A 20028-nucleotide genomic window follows, 5' to 3' on the forward strand; every position below is an offset into this window, starting at 1 on the left:
CCTGAAAATTCAGGTACAAGGCTATGGCAGGCTGCTTATGATATAAGGGGGAAGCTAGAAAAGGGAGGGATGGGTATGCGTGGGTGCGTGATACAAGGGCCGTTCATATACACGGAGGCAGGCGTTCTTTCTAATGGCTTTGCAGTAGTGGAGGATGGAAGAATTGCAAGAATTGGCACGGGAACATATGACGGACGGGACAGGCACATATTTTCCTTCCCGCCGGATTACAGCCTTGTGCCGGGCAGGATCGATCTGCATATCCACGGGGCAGCCGGCGCGGATGCGATGGATGCAACGGAGGAATCGCTGCGAACCATTGCTGCCGCATTGCCGCAGGAAGGGACAACCAGTTTTTTGGCTGCTACAATGACGCAACATAAGGAGAGCATTGCCGCCGCACTGCGGAATGCGGGAGGGTTTCGGCCGATTGATGGTGAAGCTGAGCTGCTCGGTGTTCATTTGGAGGGACCTTTCCTGCATCCGCAGCGTGCAGGAGCACAGCCGGCGGATGCAATCTTAGAGCCGGATCTGGAGCTGTTTCAGGAGTGGCAGCAGCTTGCGGGCGGGAGCATCCGGCTTGTCACATTGGCCCCGGAGAGAAAGGGCGGCTTGGAGCTGGTCCGCTATTTGAAGGAGCAGGGAATTGTCGTATCGATTGGGCATTCGGATGCAACCTATGAAGAGGCTGTGGCGGCGATGCAGGCAGGGGCTTCTCATGTGACGCATTTGTTTAATGGGATGTGCGGCATGCACCACCGGGAGCCGGGGCTGCTGGGGGCAGCGCTGCTGCGGGAGGAGCTGTATGCTGAAATGATTGCGGATGGTATTCATATCCATCCTGAAATGGTGAAGCTCGCCTGGCTGCAGAAGGGTACAGATAAGATTGTGCTCATTACAGATGCCATGCGGGCAAAGGGGCTGCCGGATGGGATGTACAAGCTCGGCGGCCAGGATGTCCGGGTGCTGGAGGGACGGGCCGCGTTGTCTGACGGCACACTGGCCGGCAGTGTGCTGCGGATGGACCAGGCTGTGCGGAATATGCTTGTTTTTACAGGCTGCACTTTGGGGGATGCAGTCCGGATGAGTTCGGAAAATCCCGCCAGGCAGCTGGGGGTGTTTGCGCGAAAGGGAAGCATTGCTGCAGGCAAGGATGCGGACCTGGTTGTGCTGAACGAGAGGCATGAGGTAGTTATGACCTGGTGCCGCGGCTATCTTTCATATGAAAGGAGGGAGGAGGATGAAGCTGATTGAGGTGCGAAGCTATGAGGAGCTCAGCCGGGTGGCGGCTGATTGTATCATTGACAGGGTGAAAAGCAATCCTGCAATCAAGCTGGGGCTGGCAACCGGCGGAACGCCCGTGGGCACCTACCGCAATCTCATTTTGGATCATGAAGCAAATGGCACAGCCTATCGGCAGGCCACTACCTTTAACTTAGATGAATATGTCGGCCTGGACCCTTCCAACCCCGGCAGCTACCGGTATTTCATGCAGGAGAGGCTGTTTCATTGGATTGACATCCCAGCCGGGCAAACGCATGTGCCAAGCGGTGTTTGCAGCGATCCGGAACGGGAATGCGAGGCGTATGAGGACTTGATCCGGAAGGCAGGCGGGATTGATTTGCAGCTTCTTGGCATTGGCGGCAATGGGCATATCGGCTTTAATGAGCCGGGAACATCATTTCATTCCTTGACGCATCTGGTTGAGTTGGATCCGAGCACGAGAGAGGCCAATGCACGCTTCTTTTCAAGCAGGGAGGAAGTGCCGACGCATGCCATTACGATGGGGATCCGGACCATTATGGACAGCAGGGAAATCCTGCTGCTCGTATCCGGTGAAGGAAAGCGGCAGGCATTGAAGCAGCTGTTGAACGGGCCTGTCACGGAGGAGTTTCCGGCCTCCATTTTACAACGGCATCCGCATGTGACGGTTATTGCCGACTCCGCCGCCTTGGGCCGGCAACGAAGGAAGCCGCTTCGCGAATCTGTTGTGTAATCAGGCGGGTGCTGTGCAGTTTGCAGCACCTTTTTTACATATAGAAGCTTCCAATCTCTGCATAAAAAATCTAATCATATATAAGAATTTTTAGAAAATTTGACGAAAAATCGTGTATAATATTGTTATGGACGAGAGCCTGTTACATAACAGTTCATAAGGAGGCAGGAATTATGAAAGCGCAATCAATGCCGCAAGAGATTCTACTGATGGACGAAGCCGCAAATCTGCAAAACTATGAAAAAACAGCTTTAGAGATGGATTGGAGCACTGTTGAACAACAGTTTACCTGGCATGAAACCGGACGTGTCAACATGGTGTATGAAGCAATCGACCGCCACGTAGCCGAAGGGCGGGGGGCACAGCCGGCGCTGCTGTATACGGACGGCGTCCGCGAAGAAGCGTATACCTTTGCTGATATTCAGGAGCAATCTTGCCGCTTTGCCAATGGCTTGCGTTCCCTGGGCGTTACAAAGGGCGACCGGGTATTCATTTTTATGCCGCGCAGCCCCGAGTTGTACATCGCGCTGCTCGGAATTGTCAGGATTGGCGCCATTGCCGGCCCGCTGTTTGAAGCCTTTATGGAAGAAGCCGTGAAGGACCGCTTGCTCGACAGCGGCGCGAAAGCCGTTATTACCGCACCTCAACTTTTGTCCCGCATCCCAGTGAAAGACCTCCCAGACCTTCAGTATGTGATTCTCACCGGAGCAGATGAAACAACTGCCGAAAAGCAAGTGCTGTATACAGACCTGATGAACACTTCAAGTGACTATACAATTGAATGGCTCGGCCGTGAAGATGGCATGCTGCTGCACTATACCTCCGGCTCCACCGGCAAGCCCAAGGGCGTATTGCAGGTGCATGACGCCATGGTTCACCAATACCTATCCGGAAAATGGACATATGACCTTCGTGAAGGAGACATCTATTGGTGTACAGCCGACCCGGGCTGGGTGACAGGCACGTCCGCAGGCATGTGGTCGCCGTGGCTGAACGGGATTACAGTTGTGCTGCGCGGCGGCCGCTTCAGCGCGGAAGCCTGGTATGAAACGCTGGAGAAATACGGAGTGACGGTCTGGTTCAGTGCGCCTACGGCCTTCCGGATGATTATGGCGAGCGGCAGTGAATTGCCGAAGCGCTATGACTTGTCCAAGCTTCGCCATATTCTGTCCGCAGGTGAGCCATTGAACCCTGAAGTGATTCGCTGGGGGCTGGAAACGCTGGACCGCCGCATTCATGACAACTGGTGGATGACGGAAACGGGCTCCTCCATCTGTGCGAACTTCCGCTGCAATCCAATCCGCCCGGGCTCCATGGGCAAGCCGCTGCCGGGCATCAAGCTGGCCATTATCGACAATCAGGGCAACGAGCTGCCGCCAAAGCATATGGGCAACCTTGCCATTCAGCCGAAGTGGCCGGCGATGGTGCGCACCATCTGGAACAACCCTGAGAAATATGAGCAGTACTTTCTGAAGGGCTGGTTCATTTCCGGCGACTCCGCGTATATGGATGAGGATGGCTACTTCTGGTTTGAGGGGCGTGTGGATGATGTCATCAACACGGCCGGCGAGCGTGTTGGCCCGTTCGAGGTGGAAAGCAAGCTCATGGAGCATCCAGCTGTGGCGGAAGCGGGCGTCATCGGGGTGCCTGACCCTGTCCGCGGCGAAATCATCAAAGCATTCATCACCCTGCGTGAGGGTTTTGCAGAAAGCGATGAGCTGAAGGAAGAGATTCGCACCTTTGTAAAAACTCGTTTGGCTGCCCACGCAGCGCCAAGGCTCATTGAAATCCGCCAAAGTATTCCGAAGACGCGCTCCGGCAAGATTATGCGCCGTGTCCTGAAGGCATGGGAGCTGGGCTTGCCGACAGGTGACCTGTCTACAATGGAAGAGTAAGAGAAATGGGGATGATCCGAAAGACTGCCTGCGGGCGGCTGTTGGAGCATCCTCTTTTTTGTGCGTCTTGGGCTATGCGCAATTGCGGGAAAACTGGCTCCAGAAGCTTTTCTTGGAATGCCCGGGTGCGGTGTCCCATACATTGATGGAGAATAATCATTCTTCTGATGCAGACACTAACAGGAAGAAAATCTTTCCTGATGGGAGGGAAGCGGATGATTTCCCTGCAAGATATTTTCACGGCGCGGAAGAAAATGCGGGACATTGTGCACATGACACCGCTTGATTACTCGGCGACCTTCAGCGAGTTGTCCAAAAATGAGGTGTTCTTAAAGCTGGAGAACCTGCAGAAAACCGGGTCATTCAAGGTGCGCGGCTCCTATAACAAGATGATGGCGCTGCCGAAGGAGGACCTGCAAAAAGGCGTTATTGCAGCCTCTGCCGGCAACCATGCCCAAGGGGTTGCCTATTCGAGCAGGATGCTGGGAATTCCCTGTACCATTATCATGCCGAAGGGTGCGCCGCTCAGCAAGGTGCTGGCAACAAGACGGTACGGCGCCAATGTGGAGCTGCATGGAGATGTATTTGATGAAGCGCTCGCTTATGCAAAAGAACTGCATCAGCAAACGGGAGCAACCTTCGTCCATGCTTTTGATGATAACCATGTGATTGCCGGGCAAGGAACAGTCGGGCTGGAGATTTTAGAGCAGCTGTCTGATGTGGACGCGGTGGTATGCCCGGTTGGCGGTGGCGGCTTGCTGGCCGGGGTGGCGATGGCCATTAAAGAGCAGAAGCCTTCCGTCAAGCTGTACGGGGTACAGGCGTTGGCCTGCCCAAGCATGAAGCAATCCTTGCAGGAAAAGAAGCTGCTGACAGTGGAGTCCACGCCCACAATGGCAGACGGCATTGCGGTGAAGCGGCCTGGAGAATTAACCTTTGACCTGGTGCAGCGGTATGTAGATGATATTGTGTGCGTGGATGAAATGGAAATTGCCCGTACCATGCTGATGGTGCTCGAGCGCAGCAAGCTCCTGGTGGAAGGCTCCGGCGCCAGCGGACTCGCTTCTTTGCTGTACGAAAAGCTGCCGCTGCAGGGAAAGAAGGTAGTGGCAGTACTGAGCGGCGGCAACGTGGATGTGAACTTCATTTCCCGCATCATTGAGCGCGGCATGGTCGAGGCCGGCCGTTTCATTCATATCGCCACGACTGTAAAAGATAAGCCGGGGGAGCTGCAAAAAATCCTGCGGGTCATTGCGGATTTGGGTGCCAATGTCCTGAACATTCATCATGAACGCATGGGCATGCGTGTGTTTCCGGGCTATGCCGAACTGCACCTTTCTTTGGAGACACGGGACCAAGCCCATATCGAACGTGTGCTGCAGGTGCTGAAGGACAAAGCCTATGACATTCAAGTGCTGGAATAGCGGCCTGTGCGACAGGCCGCTTCCTTGCTTTTTTCTTTATGGCATGATAAAAAGAATAGGCTTTCCTATAGTTTCAATTCAAATTTTTGGAATTCTCAATTATAATGAGGAAGACCCATACATAATGGAGGGATACTATGACAAACTTTGAACAGTTGCTTGAGAAATATGCAGAGCTGGCGGTCCGCATCGGCGTGAATGCACAGCCGGGACAAACGATTGTGGTACAAGCACCGCTTGCGGCTGCTGAGTTCGTCCGCAAGGTGGCGGTAAAGGCGTACGAAGCGGGCGCGAAGAACGTGCACGTAGAGTATAACGACGAAAAGATTACGCGGACAAAGTATGAAATGGCACCTGACGAGGCGTTTTTGGAGTATCCAATGTGGCGCGCGCAAGGCTTTACGGAAATGGCTGAAAATGGAGCCGCTTTCTTAAGCGTCTATTCCCCGAATCCTGAGCTGCTGAAGGGCATTGATCCGGAGCGCATTGCCAATTTCAATAAGACAGCCGGCACAGCGCTGGCGAAATACCGCGGCTATATGATGGCGGACAAAGCGCGCTGGTCTCTTGTATCCGTGCCGACTGCAGAGTGGGCAACGAAAATTTTCCCTGGCTTGGAGGCTGATGAAGCGATTGAAAAGCTGTGGGATGCGATTTTCCAAATCGTACGCATCGACAAGGAAGACCCGATTGCGGCATGGAAAGAGCATAACGAAATTCTGCAGGCAAAGGCTGTGCATCTGACAGAAAAGCAATATACAAAGCTGATTTACAGTGCGCCGGGCACAAACCTGGAGGTAGAGCTGCCTGCCGGGCATCTGTGGAAGGGCGGCGGCTCCATCGACCAAAGCGGTGTTGCGTTCAACCCGAACCTGCCGACAGAAGAGGTGTACACAATGCCTCATAAGGACGGCGTGAACGGCACAGTCAGCAGCACAAAGCCGTTGAACTACGGCGGCAATCTGATCGACAACTTCACCCTGACATTCAAGGACGGCGTGGTTGTGGAATTTACAGCGGAAAAAGGCTATGAAACATTGGAAAAGCTATTGGGCATGGATGAGGGCGCGCGCCGTCTTGGCGAAGTGGCGCTTGTGCCGCACCGTTCTCCAATCTCTGATTCCGGCCTGATTTTCTACAACACGCTGTTTGATGAGAACGCATCCAACCATCTGGCGCTTGGCGAAGCCTATCCGGTGAACCTGGAGGGCGGCACAGAGCTGTCTCCGGAAGACCTGGCGGCACGCGGCGCAAATAAGAGCCTGGTGCATGAAGACTTCATGATCGGCTCCGCCGAAATGAATATTGATGGCGTGACGAAGGATGGCCAAATCGAGCCAATCTTCCGCAACGGCAACTGGGCATTTTAATTAGGAGGGCAGCAGACAAAGGTCTGCTGCTTTTTTAATGGGCGCGAAGCAATTGAACAAACCACTTAACGAACATTTCAACCATAAGGAAGCGCTTTCTTACGTGTATACCACAAAAAATACGAATTTTTTCCGATCAGGAAGAATTTTACTTGTAAATTTTCTAAAAAATCCATTGTACAAGAATCATCCTTTATCATATAATGTTGACATGTTAGAAAAAATGACACGTGAATGTGAGGAGATTCAACATGAATTTAGAGCAGATTAAAGCGCTAATTGAAGAGAAAAATGTAGAACTGCTTCACTTGCAGTTTGTAGATATCGAAGGAACACTGAAGCAAATTACCATCACTGCCGCACAAGTAGAAGATGCAGTAGAAGGAAAAATCATGTTTGATGGTTCTTCCATTAAGGGCTTCTCCCCAATCAACAAGTCTGACCTGTATCTGGTGCCGGACGCAAGCACATTTGCAGTTATTCCTTGGACGGTTGAGGAAGATTACGCAGAAGCACGCTTCCTTTGCAGCGTTGCAAACCCGGATGGCACACTGTTTGAAGGCGACACTCGCAACGTATTGAAGAAGACAGTAGCACGCGCGGCTGAGCAAGGCTACACAATTTCTGTTGGCCCGGAGCTGGAGTTCTTCCTGTTCAAGGCTGATGCAAACGGCAACCCGACAATGGAGCTGCATGACGGCGCAGGCTACTTCGAGCCATCTCCAAAGGATCTGGGCGAGCGCGTCCGTTTGGAAATCTACCGTGCCCTGAAGGCTCTTGGTTTCACAATCGAAGCTTCTCACCACGAAGTGGCAGAAGGCCAGCACGAAATCAACTTCAAGTACGCTGACGCGCTGAGCGCAGCTGACAACTCCACAACTTATAAGTGGGTTGTTAAGACAGTTGCAAGCAAGTTCGGTTTGCACGCAACATTCATGCCGAAGCCAGTATTCGGCATCAACGGTTCCGGTATGCACGTGAACATGTCCTTCTTCAAGGATGGCGAGAACGTGTTCTTCGATCCGACAGATGAGCGCCAGCTGTCCGAAACAGCTTACCAGTTCATCGCTGGTCTGATCGACAACGTGAAGAGCTTTACAGCAGTAACAAACCCGCTGGTAAACTCTTATAAGCGTCTTGTGCCAGGCTATGAAGCACCTTGCTACATCGCATGGTCCGCATCCAACCGTTCTGCTTTGATCCGTATCCCTGCCAAGCGCGGCATGGCAACTCGTGTTGAGCTTCGCTGCCCGGATCCGTCTGCAAACCCATACTTGGCGTTCGCAGTGATTGCAGAAGCTGGCTTGGACGGCGTAGCGCGCCAGCTGACTGCTCCAGCTCCAGTGGATGAGGATATCTTCCACATGAGCGAAGGCATCCGTGCTGAGTTCGGCATCGAAAACCTGCCAGGCAGCCTGGAATTGGCTGTTGCTGAGATGGAAAACGGCACAATCGGCCGCGAGACACTTGGCGAGCACGTATACGGCGAGTATGTGGCGCTGAAGAAGGCAGAGTGGGACAGCTACCGTACAGCAGTTCATACTTGGGAGCTTGTAAACTACCAAGCGAAATTCTAATAGATTAAAAGGCTGAGTCCGCGGACTCGGCCTTTTGCTATTTTATCGATAAATTGGAAGAAGTGTAAGATAACTCAAAAAAAGTGATAAAAGGAGCAGATGCTCTGACGGTGATTGGACAAAAGTTATATAATAGTTATACAGACGGGGGGAATTCTAATGAAGAAGCGAGTTGTTATTGTTGGCGGGGGAATTGCCGGTATCATGGCGGCAAGAACACTGCGGGAGTGCGGCATCACAGATGTTGCCATCCTGGAAAAAAGCCGGAGCGTCGGCGGCCGGCTGGCCACCCGGCGAATCGGGGAAGGAAAGGCGGACCACGGGGCACAGTTTTTTACCGTGCGCACCAAAGAGCTGCAGCGGGAGACAGAAGAATGGCTCAGACAGGGCTGGATTCAGCTTTGGTACGCAGACCCCTATCCGCGCTACCGCGGCACAGAGGGAATGAACGGGCTGGTCAAGCAATTGGCGCAGGGGCTGGACATACATTTGCATACAAAGGTGGAAGCGATTGAGCAGACAGAAAGCGGGTTCCGGGTGCAGGCGGATAATGGGCAGGAGTGGCAGGCGGAGGCGGTGTTGCTGACGGCTCCGGCCCCGCAAGCGACAGAGCTGCTGGGGAGAACGGGCATAGAGGTGCAGGAGCTGGACGGGCTGGCTTTCAATCCATGCTTTGTGCTGCTGGCAACGATGAAGCAGCCGACTTCCTTCCCGGAGAATGGCCATATCACGGAGAATGTGCCGCAGGGCGTAGAGCGGCTTGTGGACCAGCAGAAAAAAGGTGTGTCTAAGCTGCCGGTTGTCAGTGTATATATGAAAGGAGACTGGTCCAAGGAGCACTATGCACTGGATGAGGAGACGGCAGCGGAGAAGATCCTGCAGCTTGTCGGTCCGTTGTTGGGGGAAGCAGTGGAGGCGGCGCAGCTGAAGCGTTGGCGTTATGCCGAAGCAACAGGAATTGTACGGAAGCCGTTTGTGTCTGCCGCTGCGGAATATCCGCTGCTGATTGCCGGGGATGCCTTTCTGCATGAGGATGACCCGTCCGGGCGCACCCGGTTTGAGAGCGCCTTTTTATCAGGAATGGCAGCGGGAGAGGAATTGGCAAACCGACTCTAAAAGGGGGTTGTGTCCATGGCTCGTTCTTGGATTATGAAGCAGGTGTGGAGTGACTTGCTGTTTATGCACATTCCTGTGGATGAAGCGGATGTAATCCATCGCATTCCGCCCGGGCTGGAGCTGGATACATATGACGGGCAGGCTTGGATTGGCATTGTGCCCTTTGAAATGAAGGGCATCCATCCGCGCGGGCTTCCTGCTGTACCGTATGTATCCCAGCTGTTTGAATTGAATGTGCGGACGTATGTAAAGCACGGCAGCAAGAGCGGAGTGTATTTCTTCAGTTTGGACTGCGACAAGCCGCTCAGCGTCTGGATTGCCCGTACGTTCTTTCATTTGCCGTATTATAACGCCGATATCAAGGTGGCAAGAGATGAGGGGCAAACCCGGTTTGAGGCGAAGCGCACGCATAAGGGCTTTCCGGCGGGGGAGTTTGCCGCTTCCTATAAGCCGGCATCAGCGCCGTTCCGTACACAGCCCGGCAGTCTGGAGCACTGGCTGACCGAGCGGTACTGCCTGTACACGGATAAGGGAAATCAGCTGTACCGCGGAGACATTTCACATGATCCTTGGGAGCTGCAGCTGGCTGTCTGCGATTTGGAGTATGAAACGCTGTCGGCTCCCTTCAGCAGGAGCAGCCCGGATGTGCTGCTGCATTATGCGCGGGAACTGCACACCTACATTCATTCCTACCAAAAGCTGTAAGGGGGTTTCCGCCGTGGAAACCCTCTGTTTTATGAGGAAGCTGGAAATACAATAGAGGGACAAATCTTCTGCTGCAGCACAGCCGTGAAGGCTTCTGGATTCTCGCCTTCTGCATACGTAACCCTTGCCAGGACGTCGCCATACCGCACGAATAGTTTGTAGCCCGATGCACTTTCTTCTTTCATAAAGTAGGTAATTTTCTCATAGGAATATTCTTCGGCGGAACCATGGGATTCAACAAAGAGGATGCGGGAGTTTGTTGCTGCCAGCAGCCCTGAACGGGGGATAAAACGCTTGTGGAACACCTCTAAGGAACAGCAGACAAGTGATAAAATCATTTCATCCGGCATAAGTATGGCTTTTAAATGCCTCTTCTCAGCTTCCATAGCAAAGCCCTCCTTCTACTTATCTTTCCATTATTATACATTATAATCTGCCGCTCTCCATAAAGTTCACGAAAGTGCCGAAAAGAATAAAGCGCTTGCAAAAAACTCGAAATGTACTGAATGTTGCGTTATAATTTATATGTTCGTGGGGAACGCAGAGAGATACATACTAGAGGAGAGAACAACATGGTTACCAAAAGCTATTTTTTGAGTGAACTGGAGCGGGAGCAATATGAACAGCAGCTGCTGCTGGCAGAGCAAAGCTGTAAGGCGGAGGAACTGCTGGCTTTGGATGATGAAGAGCTGTTGCAGCTATATAAAGAAATCATTGGGAAGCAGTCTCTTGTAAGCTAAGAGACTGCTTTTTCTTTTTGAAAGGAAAGGAAATCCGTCCCCCGGTCTTGAATGTAAATAAGAGGTAAAGGGATTGCAAATAGTCCTTACGCAGAAAGGCGTGCTCTTTGCAGACACGCCTTTTGTTGTCAATCCTCATAAAAATTCTATTTATATAGTAAAATGGTGTAGAGTACTAGAACAAATGTGACGATATGGAAAAGGCGGGAGAAGAATGACATGAAGGCAATTGAACAGAGGGAGATATCGGCTGGGGGAGAACGCGCACAGAAGGAAGTCTGGAAACTGGTGCTGCGAAGCATCTCAGGCCAGCAATTATATCAGCTGACCGAGCGTTTGCATGTATCGCTGCCGGGGTTCCGGCGGCTGGAGTTGAAGCAAATGGAAATGCTGCGTGGGAGAATCACGGCTGAATTGCTGAAGCCGCGGTTATTTCATAAAGTGAAGCAAGAGTTCCATGAGCTGTACGAAAAAGCAAATCCGCCCGAGCTGCAGTTGACGAGGGAGGAGATTTGGCAGCAGAAGCATGACACAGCTTTCGTTGCGCATCTCCTGCCTATGCTCATCAGCTCGGGGGATGAGGAGAAGGAACGATGGGCTGAGGAGCTGTTTCTGCAGCAGGAGCAGCCGGCCCAGGCTGAGAAGCCTGCACAGGAGGGGTCTGTGCAGGAGCTAAAGACAATTATCAAGCAGCTGGAAGTAAAGAACAAAAAGTATGCAGATAAGCAGCTTGAGCAGCAAACGCGCCTGTTGCAGGCAGCCAAAAAGCAAAAGCAGCTGGAAGAGGAATTACGCCGCCAGGAGCAGCAGCACCAGGCGCTGAAAAAACAGATGGAGCAGATGAAGAAGCAAAAGGAAGAGCTTGAAGGCAAGCTGCAGGCGGCTGAGCAGGGGCAACAAGAACTGCGGCAGCAGCTCAAGCTGCAGGCGCAGGAATCCGAACAGCTTCGCAGGCTTATGGAGGCAGCTGTATATGCACAGGAGACAGCGGCTGCAAGCAGTGAGAAGGATATTGCCATTGTCGGCGAGGTGCATGGCTTAGATGATGACCGCTGCAGGGTGATTGCCGGAACGGATTTGGAAGAGGCCATGCAGCAGGGCTGGCTGTTATCCTGCCGCTTTGTTTGTCTGCTGCGCTTTTCCCTGGCGCCGGCGAGTATTCGTAAGGCAAAGCGGATGATTGCAAAGGAGAAGCTCCGGGAGTTTGCCGACATGTGGGAGCTGGAGCAATTTCTGCAGAAGGAGGTAGCAAGATGATCAAGCAATGGGAGTACTGTTTATTGGGTCTGCTCGCCACAAATACTGACGTCGAACAGGAGCTGGGCAAGCCGCGCAGTGTGTTCGTGAATAAACAAAATACAGTGCAATTTCTGGTGAAACGTATCTCTGAGGGAAGTGAGAGTCTGCCAAAGCATAATCTGTTCACCTGTTATGCAACGGACTTGGAGCGGTTTGGCTTCCATGATGACATGATGGAACCGGATTATATCCGGGAGGAGCGGCTGCGGCTGTTCCTTGAGAACTATCTGCTTGTATTCACGCCATTGCGCAAGGCGACGCCTTCTTCAGATGTATACTTGGCGAAGGATATTGAACTGCTGCGCAAAGCGGATACGTTTCAATGGGATGCGCCGTATGTTCCTGTTCCGGTATACAGTAAGGAAAAGCATAAGTGCACCTTTCAGGAATTTTGTGATAAGCTGCTGAACCGGAAGTACGTAGGCAAAATTGAGCGCATCTCCACAGACAGCAGTGATACGCCGCGTTATATCCTTTGGAAGGAAAGTGAAACCGAGCTGTATGTCATTGGCCCGTTTGCCAGCCACTCCTATGCCCATGGCGGATTTTGCTTCCATGCCGCAGCTCCGTTAAAGGTGCATACGCTTGCAGAAGCATGGCTGGATGATATGTATGAGGTCTATCAATCCATTCAGTTCATGAATATTCACCAATTCGATACGCTCGACCAGCTCATGCAGGACCCGGAGGCGCGTGAATTGGAGCAGGCTCCCCAGGTTGTTACGGAACTGGAAGCTGCTGCATCCCTTGTGGTTCTGCCAGATCCCCCGGCACCGGCCCTGGATGCGGCATACACCCAAAATGAAGAGAACGAGTTCCTTTCCCGTTTTATCCGTGTGACCCGTGAATGCGGATTATTGTATGCCGAAAGGGACCTGGTGAATTTTCATAATGCCATGAAGACATCCAATTTGGTCATCCTGCAGGGAATGAGCGGGATTGGCAAGACGCAACTCATTCAAGCTTATGCCAAGGCGCTCGGCTTAGAGGCCCATAAGCAGCTGTTGGTTATTCCGGTGCGCCCATCCTGGACAGATGATGCAGATATTCTCGGCTATGTAGATTCGCTGAATATGATTTACCGTCCGAGTGAAACCGGCCTGGTCGATGTCCTGATTGAGGCAGCCAAGGCAGAGAATCAGGAAAGCAAGCTCTATATTATTGCTTTTGACGAGATGAACCTGGCGAGAGTGGAGCACTATTTTTCCCAATTCTTATCGGTGCTTGAGACAGATGGGCAGGAACGCCTGCTGCGTTTGTATAATGAAGGCTTGACCAGCAAGCTGTATAATGCCTCTCAGTATCCGGCATCCGTCACAATCGGTGATAATGTCATGTTCGTCGGCACCGTGAATCTAGACGAATCCACCTATCACTTCTCTGATAAGGTGCTGGACAGAGCGAACGTCATTACCTTGGAGGTGCTCCGCTATTCTCTTCTGGCACAAGTGGAGGAGGCGGCGGATTGTCTGCCTGTGCAGCCTGTGCATTATAAGAAGTACCGCTCATTTTATAGTCAAGACGGCAAGCTGCAGCTTTCCCAACAGGAGCTGGATTTACTGTGGGAGCTGCATGAGGCCATGCATGAGGCGGATGCAAGGACTGGGATTGGGCCACGCATCGTCCGGCAGATTGACAGCTATATGAAAAATCTTCCGGATACGCCTTACATCACAAGGGGGGAAGCGCTGGATCTGCAGCTGACACAGCGGATTCTGTCAAAGCTGCGCGGACCGGAAGATATATGGAAGCCTGTTGTCGGTGTGTATGAGGAAAGCGGCCATGTCGGAGCTTCCCGTCTTCTGCAAATTCTGCAGGCCTACAGTACCCTCTCCTCTTTTGAAAAGACCATTCGCGTGCTGAAGCAAAAGGCAAGAGAGTTGAAGTACAATGGCTACATGTACTGAACGGCTGCCCTTCACACTTGTGTTCGAACAAGTGGGACGTCCCGGTACAGTTTCCGTGCTGTATGAACGCGAGGATGACGTGCCGGAGTCGGACTATGTGATTGTCCGGGAGAATCTGGACTTGAAGGTGCTATTCCAAAGCAGCCGGATGGAAAGCCGGCTGTATTTGGAGGGGCTGGAGGGCACCAGCAGCGAGGAGGATGAGCGGGGAAGCTTGTTTCTGCGGCCGAATGCCGAGAGCCGCTTGGTGTACCGGCATGCCGAGTTTCCGCTGATCCCGGGAGACTATTTGGTGCGTGTGGCTTGCGGCGGTGCCTCCTACTATACAATGATGCGCGTTGTGCCAAAGCAGATGTCGGTAGAGCAGCTGGAGCTGATGAAGAAGGAAATTGATGCTTTTATGAAGGGGCTCGGCCGGGAACGGGTGCGGCAGCGTCCGGATCAGTGGCAGGATTTGCTTTCTCCTGTGCTGGCCGCACAGCTTCGGGCTGCAGAGCGGCATTATAAGTCAGTCCTTCCGGCTGCTGCGGACTTACGGGAACGAGCTGCTTTCCGGCTGGGCAAGGAGTACCGCTTTGTGGCCGCGGAGGATACCAGGGAGATGGATGAGATGACTATCCGGCATTATCTGCGCTATCCGGAACGGCGTGAACGGCTGGTGCCGGCGCACCAGATTGATTATGATGTGCCGGAGAACCGTTGGCTGAAGCGGACAGTGAAGCAGCTGCAGCAGGAGCTGGGCAGCATGCTGGAGAGTCTGCAGGAGCAGCAGATCGAGCTTCCTGAGGGGACGGAAGTAATCCGGAATATGCGAAAGCTGCAAAAGTCGCTGCATGCTCTTCGGCATACAGGCTGGCTTGCATCCGTGCAGGAAGCGGAGAACACCCATGTGCCGCACAGCATCCACTTCGATGCCCGCTACCGTGCCATGCTGCAGCTGCAGCGGGACCTGCGGCAGGTGCAGCATAGAGAAGCCGGACAGACGGAAACGAGATGGAGGCGGACTGACAAGCTGTACGAAATCTGGGGCTTCATTCAATTTGTGCAGCTGCTTTGGCATCAGCTTGGCTTTCACCCCGTCAGCGGCTGGGTTTTCTCCGGAGAACAAGGAACATCTCTGCCGGCATTAACGCCGAATACAAGAATCGACCTGGAGCGTGAGGAGATCCGGCTGCAGCTGTATTACGAAGGGGAACTCCCGCTTGAGCACCGGACCGAGCAGGTCCTGTATATTGAGGGCCCCAACAATCGCCCGGATATGCGCCTGGATGTGTTTCAAAGCGGAATGTATATTGGCAGTCTTCTATTTGACTTCAAGTACCGGCCGCTGCACCATATCTGGGATGTGCGGAAGGTCCGCAATAAAATTCCGGTCATGAAGCAGCTGACGAATTATGCGATGCTTTGCCGGTCATGCTGCTTGTATGGAGAGGCTGCCTATGCCCGCTTTGTGCGCCCGGTCCATGAGGTGTGGGCCATCCATCCAAATCAGATTTCCAACTACCCGGATTCGCAGAAATATGAGCTCCATGATGCCAGAATCGTCAGGCTCAGTCCGGGTGACAGCCATATGCATGTGGCAGCCAGTCTGCAGACGGCCTTGGAGGAGCTGCAGGAGAAGGCAAGGGCCTTCATGAAGTAGAGAGGAACCTACGCAGGGTTCCTCTTTTCTGATGATTCTTTTGCATACACTATAGCAGAGGGGGTGAGCAGAATGGATGTGTTTTTCACGATTGCCGAGGAGCATATCAAGAAGGCTGTGGCGAAAGGGGATTTCGAGAATCTGCCCGGCAAAGGCCGGCCGCTTGAGCTTGAGGATTTGTCCGGTGTGCCTGAGGAGCTGAGAATGGGCTATAAAATCTTGAAAAATGCCAGGATTTTGCCTGAGGAGCTTCAGCTGAAGAAGGATATGCTGACACTATCCGATTTACTGGCCTGCTGTCAGGATGAGACGGAGAAGGAGAGGCTGCAGCAGGAGCTGAATGCCAAGACACTTCGCTTCCATCAGGCGATGGAGAAACGGAAGATAAAGGACAGCGGAGCTTACGGTGCATATCGGGAGAAGCTGCTGCGCCGGCTTCACTGAAGGAAAGGGGCGCTGCGAATGAAGAGGCTGCACAATCTTGAGCAGCTGCAGCAGGCAAAACAAAGCGGGCCTCTCAGCCTGATTTTTGTAAAAACAAGCAGCTGCAGCGTCTGTGATGCTGTGCTGCCGCAGGTGGAACAGCTGCTGCAGCGGTATCCGGCCATATCCGGCCATCTTGTCTCCCTGGAGGAGGTGCCGCAGGTGTCCGGAGAGCTGCTCGTATTTACAGCCCCGGCCATTCTGTTGTTTGCAGAAGGGAAGGAAGTGCTGCGGGAGTCCCGGTTCATTATCTTTGAGCAATTGGAAGAGCAGCTGCAAACATGGAGCGAGGTCCTGGGATGAGGACCTCGCTTTCTGTTTACAGCTTTACAATGGTGCGTCCGCGCGCTTCCCCGCGAAGAATCGCGGCAAGCACCTCAGGAAGCCCGTCCAGCGTAACCTCCTGCGCAATATAGTTCAGCAGCCCTTCCGGCTTCATATCGGTGGCCATACGCTGCCAAGTAGCCGCACGCAGCTCCATTGGACAGTATACAGAATCAACCCCGAGAATATTCACCCCGCGCAAAATGAAGGGGAAAACGGTTGTTGCCACCGAGGAACCGCCTGTAAGCCCGCTTACAGCAGCGGAGCCGCCATATTTCAGATTGCTGACAGCTGCAGCCAAAGTCTTGCCGCCTACAGGATCCACAACTGCCGCCCAGCGCTGCTTGCCGAGGGGAGGGAACGTCTCCGGAGCGGCTTCTTCGCGCGAGATGACTTCCTTTGCTCCAAGTGATTGCAAGAATTCTGCTTCCCCTGCCTTTCCTGTGCTGGCAACAACATGATAGCCAAGCTTGGCAAGCATCGCCACTGCTGTGCTGCCGACCCCACCGGTCGCGCCGGTTACAAGCACGGGCCCCTGCTCCGGCGTTAAGCCGTTCTGCTCCAGCTTATGAATGGATAGAGCAGCAGTCAGTCCTGCTGTACCGAAAGCCATTGCTTCCTTCGTTGTCAGGCCGGCAGGAAGCGGAACAACCCAATCACCCGGGACACGTGCATATTCACTGAAGCCGCCATAGTGAGAAACACCCAGCTCATAGCTTGTTACAATGACCTCTTGTCCTTCAGTAAAACGAGGATCCTTTGACTCGGCGACAGTACCCGCCAGGTCAATGCCGGGAACGAACGGATAAGTGCGCACAATCTTTCCGTTTGGCGTGCTTGCCAGACCATCCTTGTAGTTGACGCTGGAGTACGCGACCCGGATGGTTACGTCTCCTTCAGGCAGGTCTTGCAGGTGCAGGTCTTGCACCTGCACGGAAAAGTCAGTCTCTGTTTTGTTGACAACTAAGGCGCGGAATGGCTCTTGCATACGAACACCTCTTTCCTTTGTTTTCCTCTTTATTGTACAGTTTACGGCAAAGGTTGAACAGTTTAAACAAACGTTTGATTGAGAGGGGGACCATGCAGGCGGCAGAAGGGCTGCAGCAGTTTAAACAAACGTTTGATTAAGAGATTCTTTTAATTTCAGTTACCGTTAAACGGAATAAATTCATTTATTCTTTATATTTATATACTGGGAAATATTGTACAATAGAAGGAACAAGAATAAGCGACAAAAGGGGGGAAGGAGTATGCCGGCAGATATACTCCAACTGTAATGAAACTGACAAAGAAGCATATTGCAGCAGCGGTAACGATTGTTGCCGCCATCCATTCAGAAGCACATGCAGAAGCGCAAGAGACAGGAACTGTGACAGCTGATGCTCTTAGTGTTCGTGAGAGCCCTTCGGCAACAGGGAAGATTCTGGGCTACCTGCAAAAGGGGCAAAAGGCTGCTATAGCCGCGGTCAGCAATGGCTGGGCCCAAATCAGTTTTCAGGGGAAAAATGCCTATGTATCTGCGAAATACATAAAACAAGAGGGGACGGCAGCTGTTCAGACAGTGAAGGTTACAGCCTCCAAGCTGAATGTCCGCAGCAAGCCTTCCCTGTATGGCAGCATTGCCGGCACATTGGAGAAAGGCGAGACAGCTGTTGTGCTGGCAAAGGAAGGGGACTGGCTTCAGGTCCTGTACAAGGGAGCTGCCGCTTACGTCAACAGCCAGTATGTCCAAGAGGTGCAGCCGCAGACAGCCTCGCCTGCCGCCCAAGTGCAGCCTGTACAGACAACTGCAGCTACTGTCGCAGCATCCCGTGTGAATGTCCGAACGAGTCCTTCCCTGCAAGGCGGGGTTCTTGGCCAAGTGCAGCAAGGAGAACAAGTGCAGGTCATCAAGCAGGCTGGTGAATGGTCAAGTGTACTGTACAAAGGACAGACAGCCTATATATACACCGCCTATTTACAGACGCAAGCGGCGGAAAAGCCGATTGAAGCGAAGCCGATTGCGGTGTCCCAGGTATCCTTTTATACAGCTCCATCCTATAGTGCACAGGTTCTGGGAACGGGTAAAAACGGACAGACATTGTCTGTTCTTGCTTACGAGGGGGACTGGGCGAGAGTCAGCTTGAATGGAGCCGCCGCTTATGTCCCTGTTCTTGCTTTTCAGGAGCCGAAGCAGGAGAAGACCGGCATTGTGAAGGTTTCCTTGCTGAATGTACGAAGCGCTCCATCTACTGAAGGGGCAGTAATCAGCCAGCTTCGTCAGGGAGAAGAAATTACGATTACGGCAGAAGAAAACGGCTGGGCCAAATTCTTATATCAAGGGCAAACAGCGTATGCGTCCCTTTCCTATTTGCAAACCGCTGCTGAAGCTGCGGCGTATACGGTTGTGACAGCGTCACAAAGGCGGCCGGCAGCCAGCCTGACAGAGGCTGAACAGGCTTTCTCCACCTCAGCGGAGGATGGTTACATTGAGAAGAATCAGACGATTGTAGATATGAAGGCCGGTTTTGTCCGCACCAAGGCGCTGACTACCATCTATGACGGGGAGACAGACAGCCAGATTACTTACGTAGCTGCCGGAACGGACCTGAAGTTTGTAAAAGCTGCCGGCCAACGTGTGTTTGTCACAATAGACGGGGCAACGGGGTATGTGCCGCTGTCTCAGGTTGAGTTGATTCCTGCGATGCTGAAACAAGCAACCTCCTATTACGATGTAAAGGGCGGCCAGCTGTACTATCATGCCTATAAGGCAGCCTCCGGAGCTTATACTTCATATGGGCTGGGATCAGCCCCCGCGCATTTGCAGGAGGGAAAAGTCTATGAAGCTTGGAATGCAAAAGAGCTTGGCGGCCAGGAAAGCTATTATTATTTCGCATACATGCCGCTGCGGATCCAGACAAGCTATACAGCAGAGGAGCTGAATGCGTTTGTCCGTTCTGTACGGCCCGACAGCCCGCTTGCAGGATTGGGCTCTTCCTTTGTGGCTGCTGCCCAGAAATATGGAGTCAATGCCGGCTATTTGCTGGCGCATGCCATCCTGGAATCCGGATGGGGGACAAGCCGGATTGCCCAAGATAAGAAAAACCTGTATGGATTTCAGGCGGTGGACGCAGCTCCTTATGATGGGGCGGCAGCCTTTAAAAGCTGGGGGGAAGGCATCGACTACTGTGCAAAGTATATCAGTGAGCATTACCTGACGCCGGGTTCCCGGCAGTATAGAGGCGGTGCCTTGGGTGATAAAGCGTATGGAATGAATGTCATGTATGCCAGTGACAGCAACTGGGGCAGGCAAATTGCAAGGCTTATGCATCAGCTGGATGCGTTCTATCAGCATCGGGATACGCGGTATCAGCTGGGAAAAGTGCAAGCGGGCACAAGCTTCTACAGCAGTGCGGGCGGGAAGCAGGAGAGCAAGGCGGACAGGGGGCTGCTGGTGGCTGTAAAGGGGAAGGCAAATGGCTTCTATGAAGTGATTTCGGATGCAAGCAGCAGCCCCCTGTATGTGCCGGCAAATCAAGTGCAGCTTGTCACGTCATATTAATAGAAACAC

17 protein-coding genes are annotated in these 20028 nt (G+C 52.9%); 15 read left to right on the forward strand and 2 right to left on the reverse strand.

Going from position 1 to position 20028, the window contains the following annotated elements; genetic code table 11:
• Positions 1-75: 75 nt before the first annotated feature.
• The 8 genes from nagA to NK662_RS15245 all read left to right on the forward strand — a co-directional run bounded on the left by nagA (position 76) and on the right by NK662_RS15245 (position 10083).
• On the forward strand, positions 76-1254 hold the full coding sequence (gene nagA, locus NK662_RS15210; protein ID WP_254759794.1) for an N-acetylglucosamine-6-phosphate deacetylase: 1179 nt from the start codon (positions 76-78) through the stop codon (positions 1252-1254).
• Positions 1241-1996, forward strand: coding sequence for a glucosamine-6-phosphate deaminase (nagB, locus tag NK662_RS15215; protein WP_254759795.1), 756 nt, complete (start codon positions 1241-1243; stop codon positions 1994-1996). The genes nagA and nagB overlap by 14 nt, the downstream gene beginning before the upstream one ends.
• Before the next feature lie 173 nt (positions 1997-2169).
• Positions 2170-3891, forward strand: a complete 1722-nt coding sequence (acsA, locus tag NK662_RS15220) for an acetate--CoA ligase (RefSeq protein WP_254759796.1) — start codon at positions 2170-2172, stop codon at positions 3889-3891.
• A 215-nt stretch (positions 3892-4106) separates the two neighbouring features.
• Positions 4107-5315 (forward strand): threonine ammonia-lyase, encoded by a 1209-nt coding sequence (gene ilvA / locus NK662_RS15225; RefSeq protein WP_254759797.1) that lies wholly within the window; start codon positions 4107-4109, stop codon positions 5313-5315.
• A 137-nt stretch (positions 5316-5452) separates the two neighbouring features.
• Positions 5453-6685, forward strand: coding sequence for an aminopeptidase (locus tag NK662_RS15230; RefSeq protein WP_254759798.1), 1233 nt, complete (start codon positions 5453-5455; stop codon positions 6683-6685).
• Positions 6686-6936: 251 nt separating this feature from the next.
• The gene (glnA, locus tag NK662_RS15235) at positions 6937-8262 is read left to right on the forward strand and encodes a type I glutamate--ammonia ligase (protein ID WP_254759799.1); all 1326 of its coding nucleotides are present in this window, start codon (positions 6937-6939) and stop codon (positions 8260-8262) included.
• Between the two features lie 159 nt (positions 8263-8421).
• Positions 8422-9378: an NAD(P)/FAD-dependent oxidoreductase gene (locus NK662_RS15240; protein WP_254759800.1), complete on the forward strand. Its 957-nt coding sequence runs from the start codon at positions 8422-8424 to the stop codon at positions 9376-9378.
• A gap of 15 nt (positions 9379-9393) precedes the next feature.
• Positions 9394-10083: a YqjF family protein gene (locus tag NK662_RS15245; RefSeq protein WP_254759801.1), complete on the forward strand. Its 690-nt coding sequence runs from the start codon at positions 9394-9396 to the stop codon at positions 10081-10083.
• A 29-nt stretch (positions 10084-10112) separates the two neighbouring features.
• Here the strand turns inward: NK662_RS15245 and NK662_RS15250 are convergent, their stop codons facing one another.
• Positions 10113-10469 (reverse strand): PH domain-containing protein, encoded by a 357-nt coding sequence (locus NK662_RS15250; RefSeq protein WP_254759802.1) that lies wholly within the window; start codon positions 10467-10469, stop codon positions 10113-10115.
• A gap of 186 nt (positions 10470-10655) precedes the next feature.
• On the opposite strand from NK662_RS15250, the gene NK662_RS15255 reads away from it, so the two are divergent.
• The 6 genes from NK662_RS15255 (at position 10656) to NK662_RS15280 (ending at position 16457) form a co-directional block, all read left to right on the forward strand.
• Positions 10656-10823, forward strand: a complete 168-nt coding sequence (locus NK662_RS15255) for a hypothetical protein (protein WP_254759803.1) — start codon at positions 10656-10658, stop codon at positions 10821-10823.
• 219 nt (positions 10824-11042) lie between these two features.
• A complete protein-coding gene (locus NK662_RS15260) occupies positions 11043-12080 on the forward strand; it encodes a hypothetical protein (protein ID WP_254759804.1) in 1038 nt (345 codons plus the stop codon).
• The gene (locus NK662_RS15265; protein ID WP_254759805.1) at positions 12077-14029 is read left to right on the forward strand and encodes an McrB family protein; all 1953 of its coding nucleotides are present in this window, start codon (positions 12077-12079) and stop codon (positions 14027-14029) included. The genes NK662_RS15260 and NK662_RS15265 overlap by 4 nt, the downstream gene beginning before the upstream one ends.
• Positions 14013-15671, forward strand: a complete 1659-nt coding sequence (locus NK662_RS15270; RefSeq protein ID WP_254759806.1) for a DUF2357 domain-containing protein — start codon at positions 14013-14015, stop codon at positions 15669-15671. The genes NK662_RS15265 and NK662_RS15270 overlap by 17 nt, the downstream gene beginning before the upstream one ends.
• Before the next feature lie 72 nt (positions 15672-15743).
• Complete coding sequence (locus NK662_RS15275) at positions 15744-16115, forward strand: DnaJ family domain-containing protein (protein ID WP_254759807.1); 372 nt, start codon at positions 15744-15746, stop codon at positions 16113-16115.
• 18 nt (positions 16116-16133) lie between these two features.
• A complete protein-coding gene (locus tag NK662_RS15280) occupies positions 16134-16457 on the forward strand; it encodes a thioredoxin family protein (RefSeq protein ID WP_254759808.1) in 324 nt (107 codons plus the stop codon).
• 16 nt (positions 16458-16473) lie between these two features.
• Here NK662_RS15280 and NK662_RS15285 read toward each other — a convergent pair whose 3' ends face one another.
• Positions 16474-17466, reverse strand: coding sequence for an NADPH:quinone oxidoreductase family protein (locus NK662_RS15285; RefSeq protein WP_254759809.1), 993 nt, complete (start codon positions 17464-17466; stop codon positions 16474-16476).
• A gap of 288 nt (positions 17467-17754) precedes the next feature.
• Between NK662_RS15285 and NK662_RS15290 the strand changes: the two genes are divergently transcribed.
• Positions 17755-20019: an SH3 domain-containing protein gene (locus NK662_RS15290; protein WP_254759810.1), complete on the forward strand. Its 2265-nt coding sequence runs from the start codon at positions 17755-17757 to the stop codon at positions 20017-20019.
• Positions 20020-20028 lie beyond the last annotated feature (9 nt).

Source organism: Ectobacillus ponti (assembly GCF_024294785.1).
In the GTDB taxonomy this organism is placed as follows: domain Bacteria; phylum Bacillota; class Bacilli; order Bacillales; family Bacillaceae_G; genus Ectobacillus; species Ectobacillus ponti.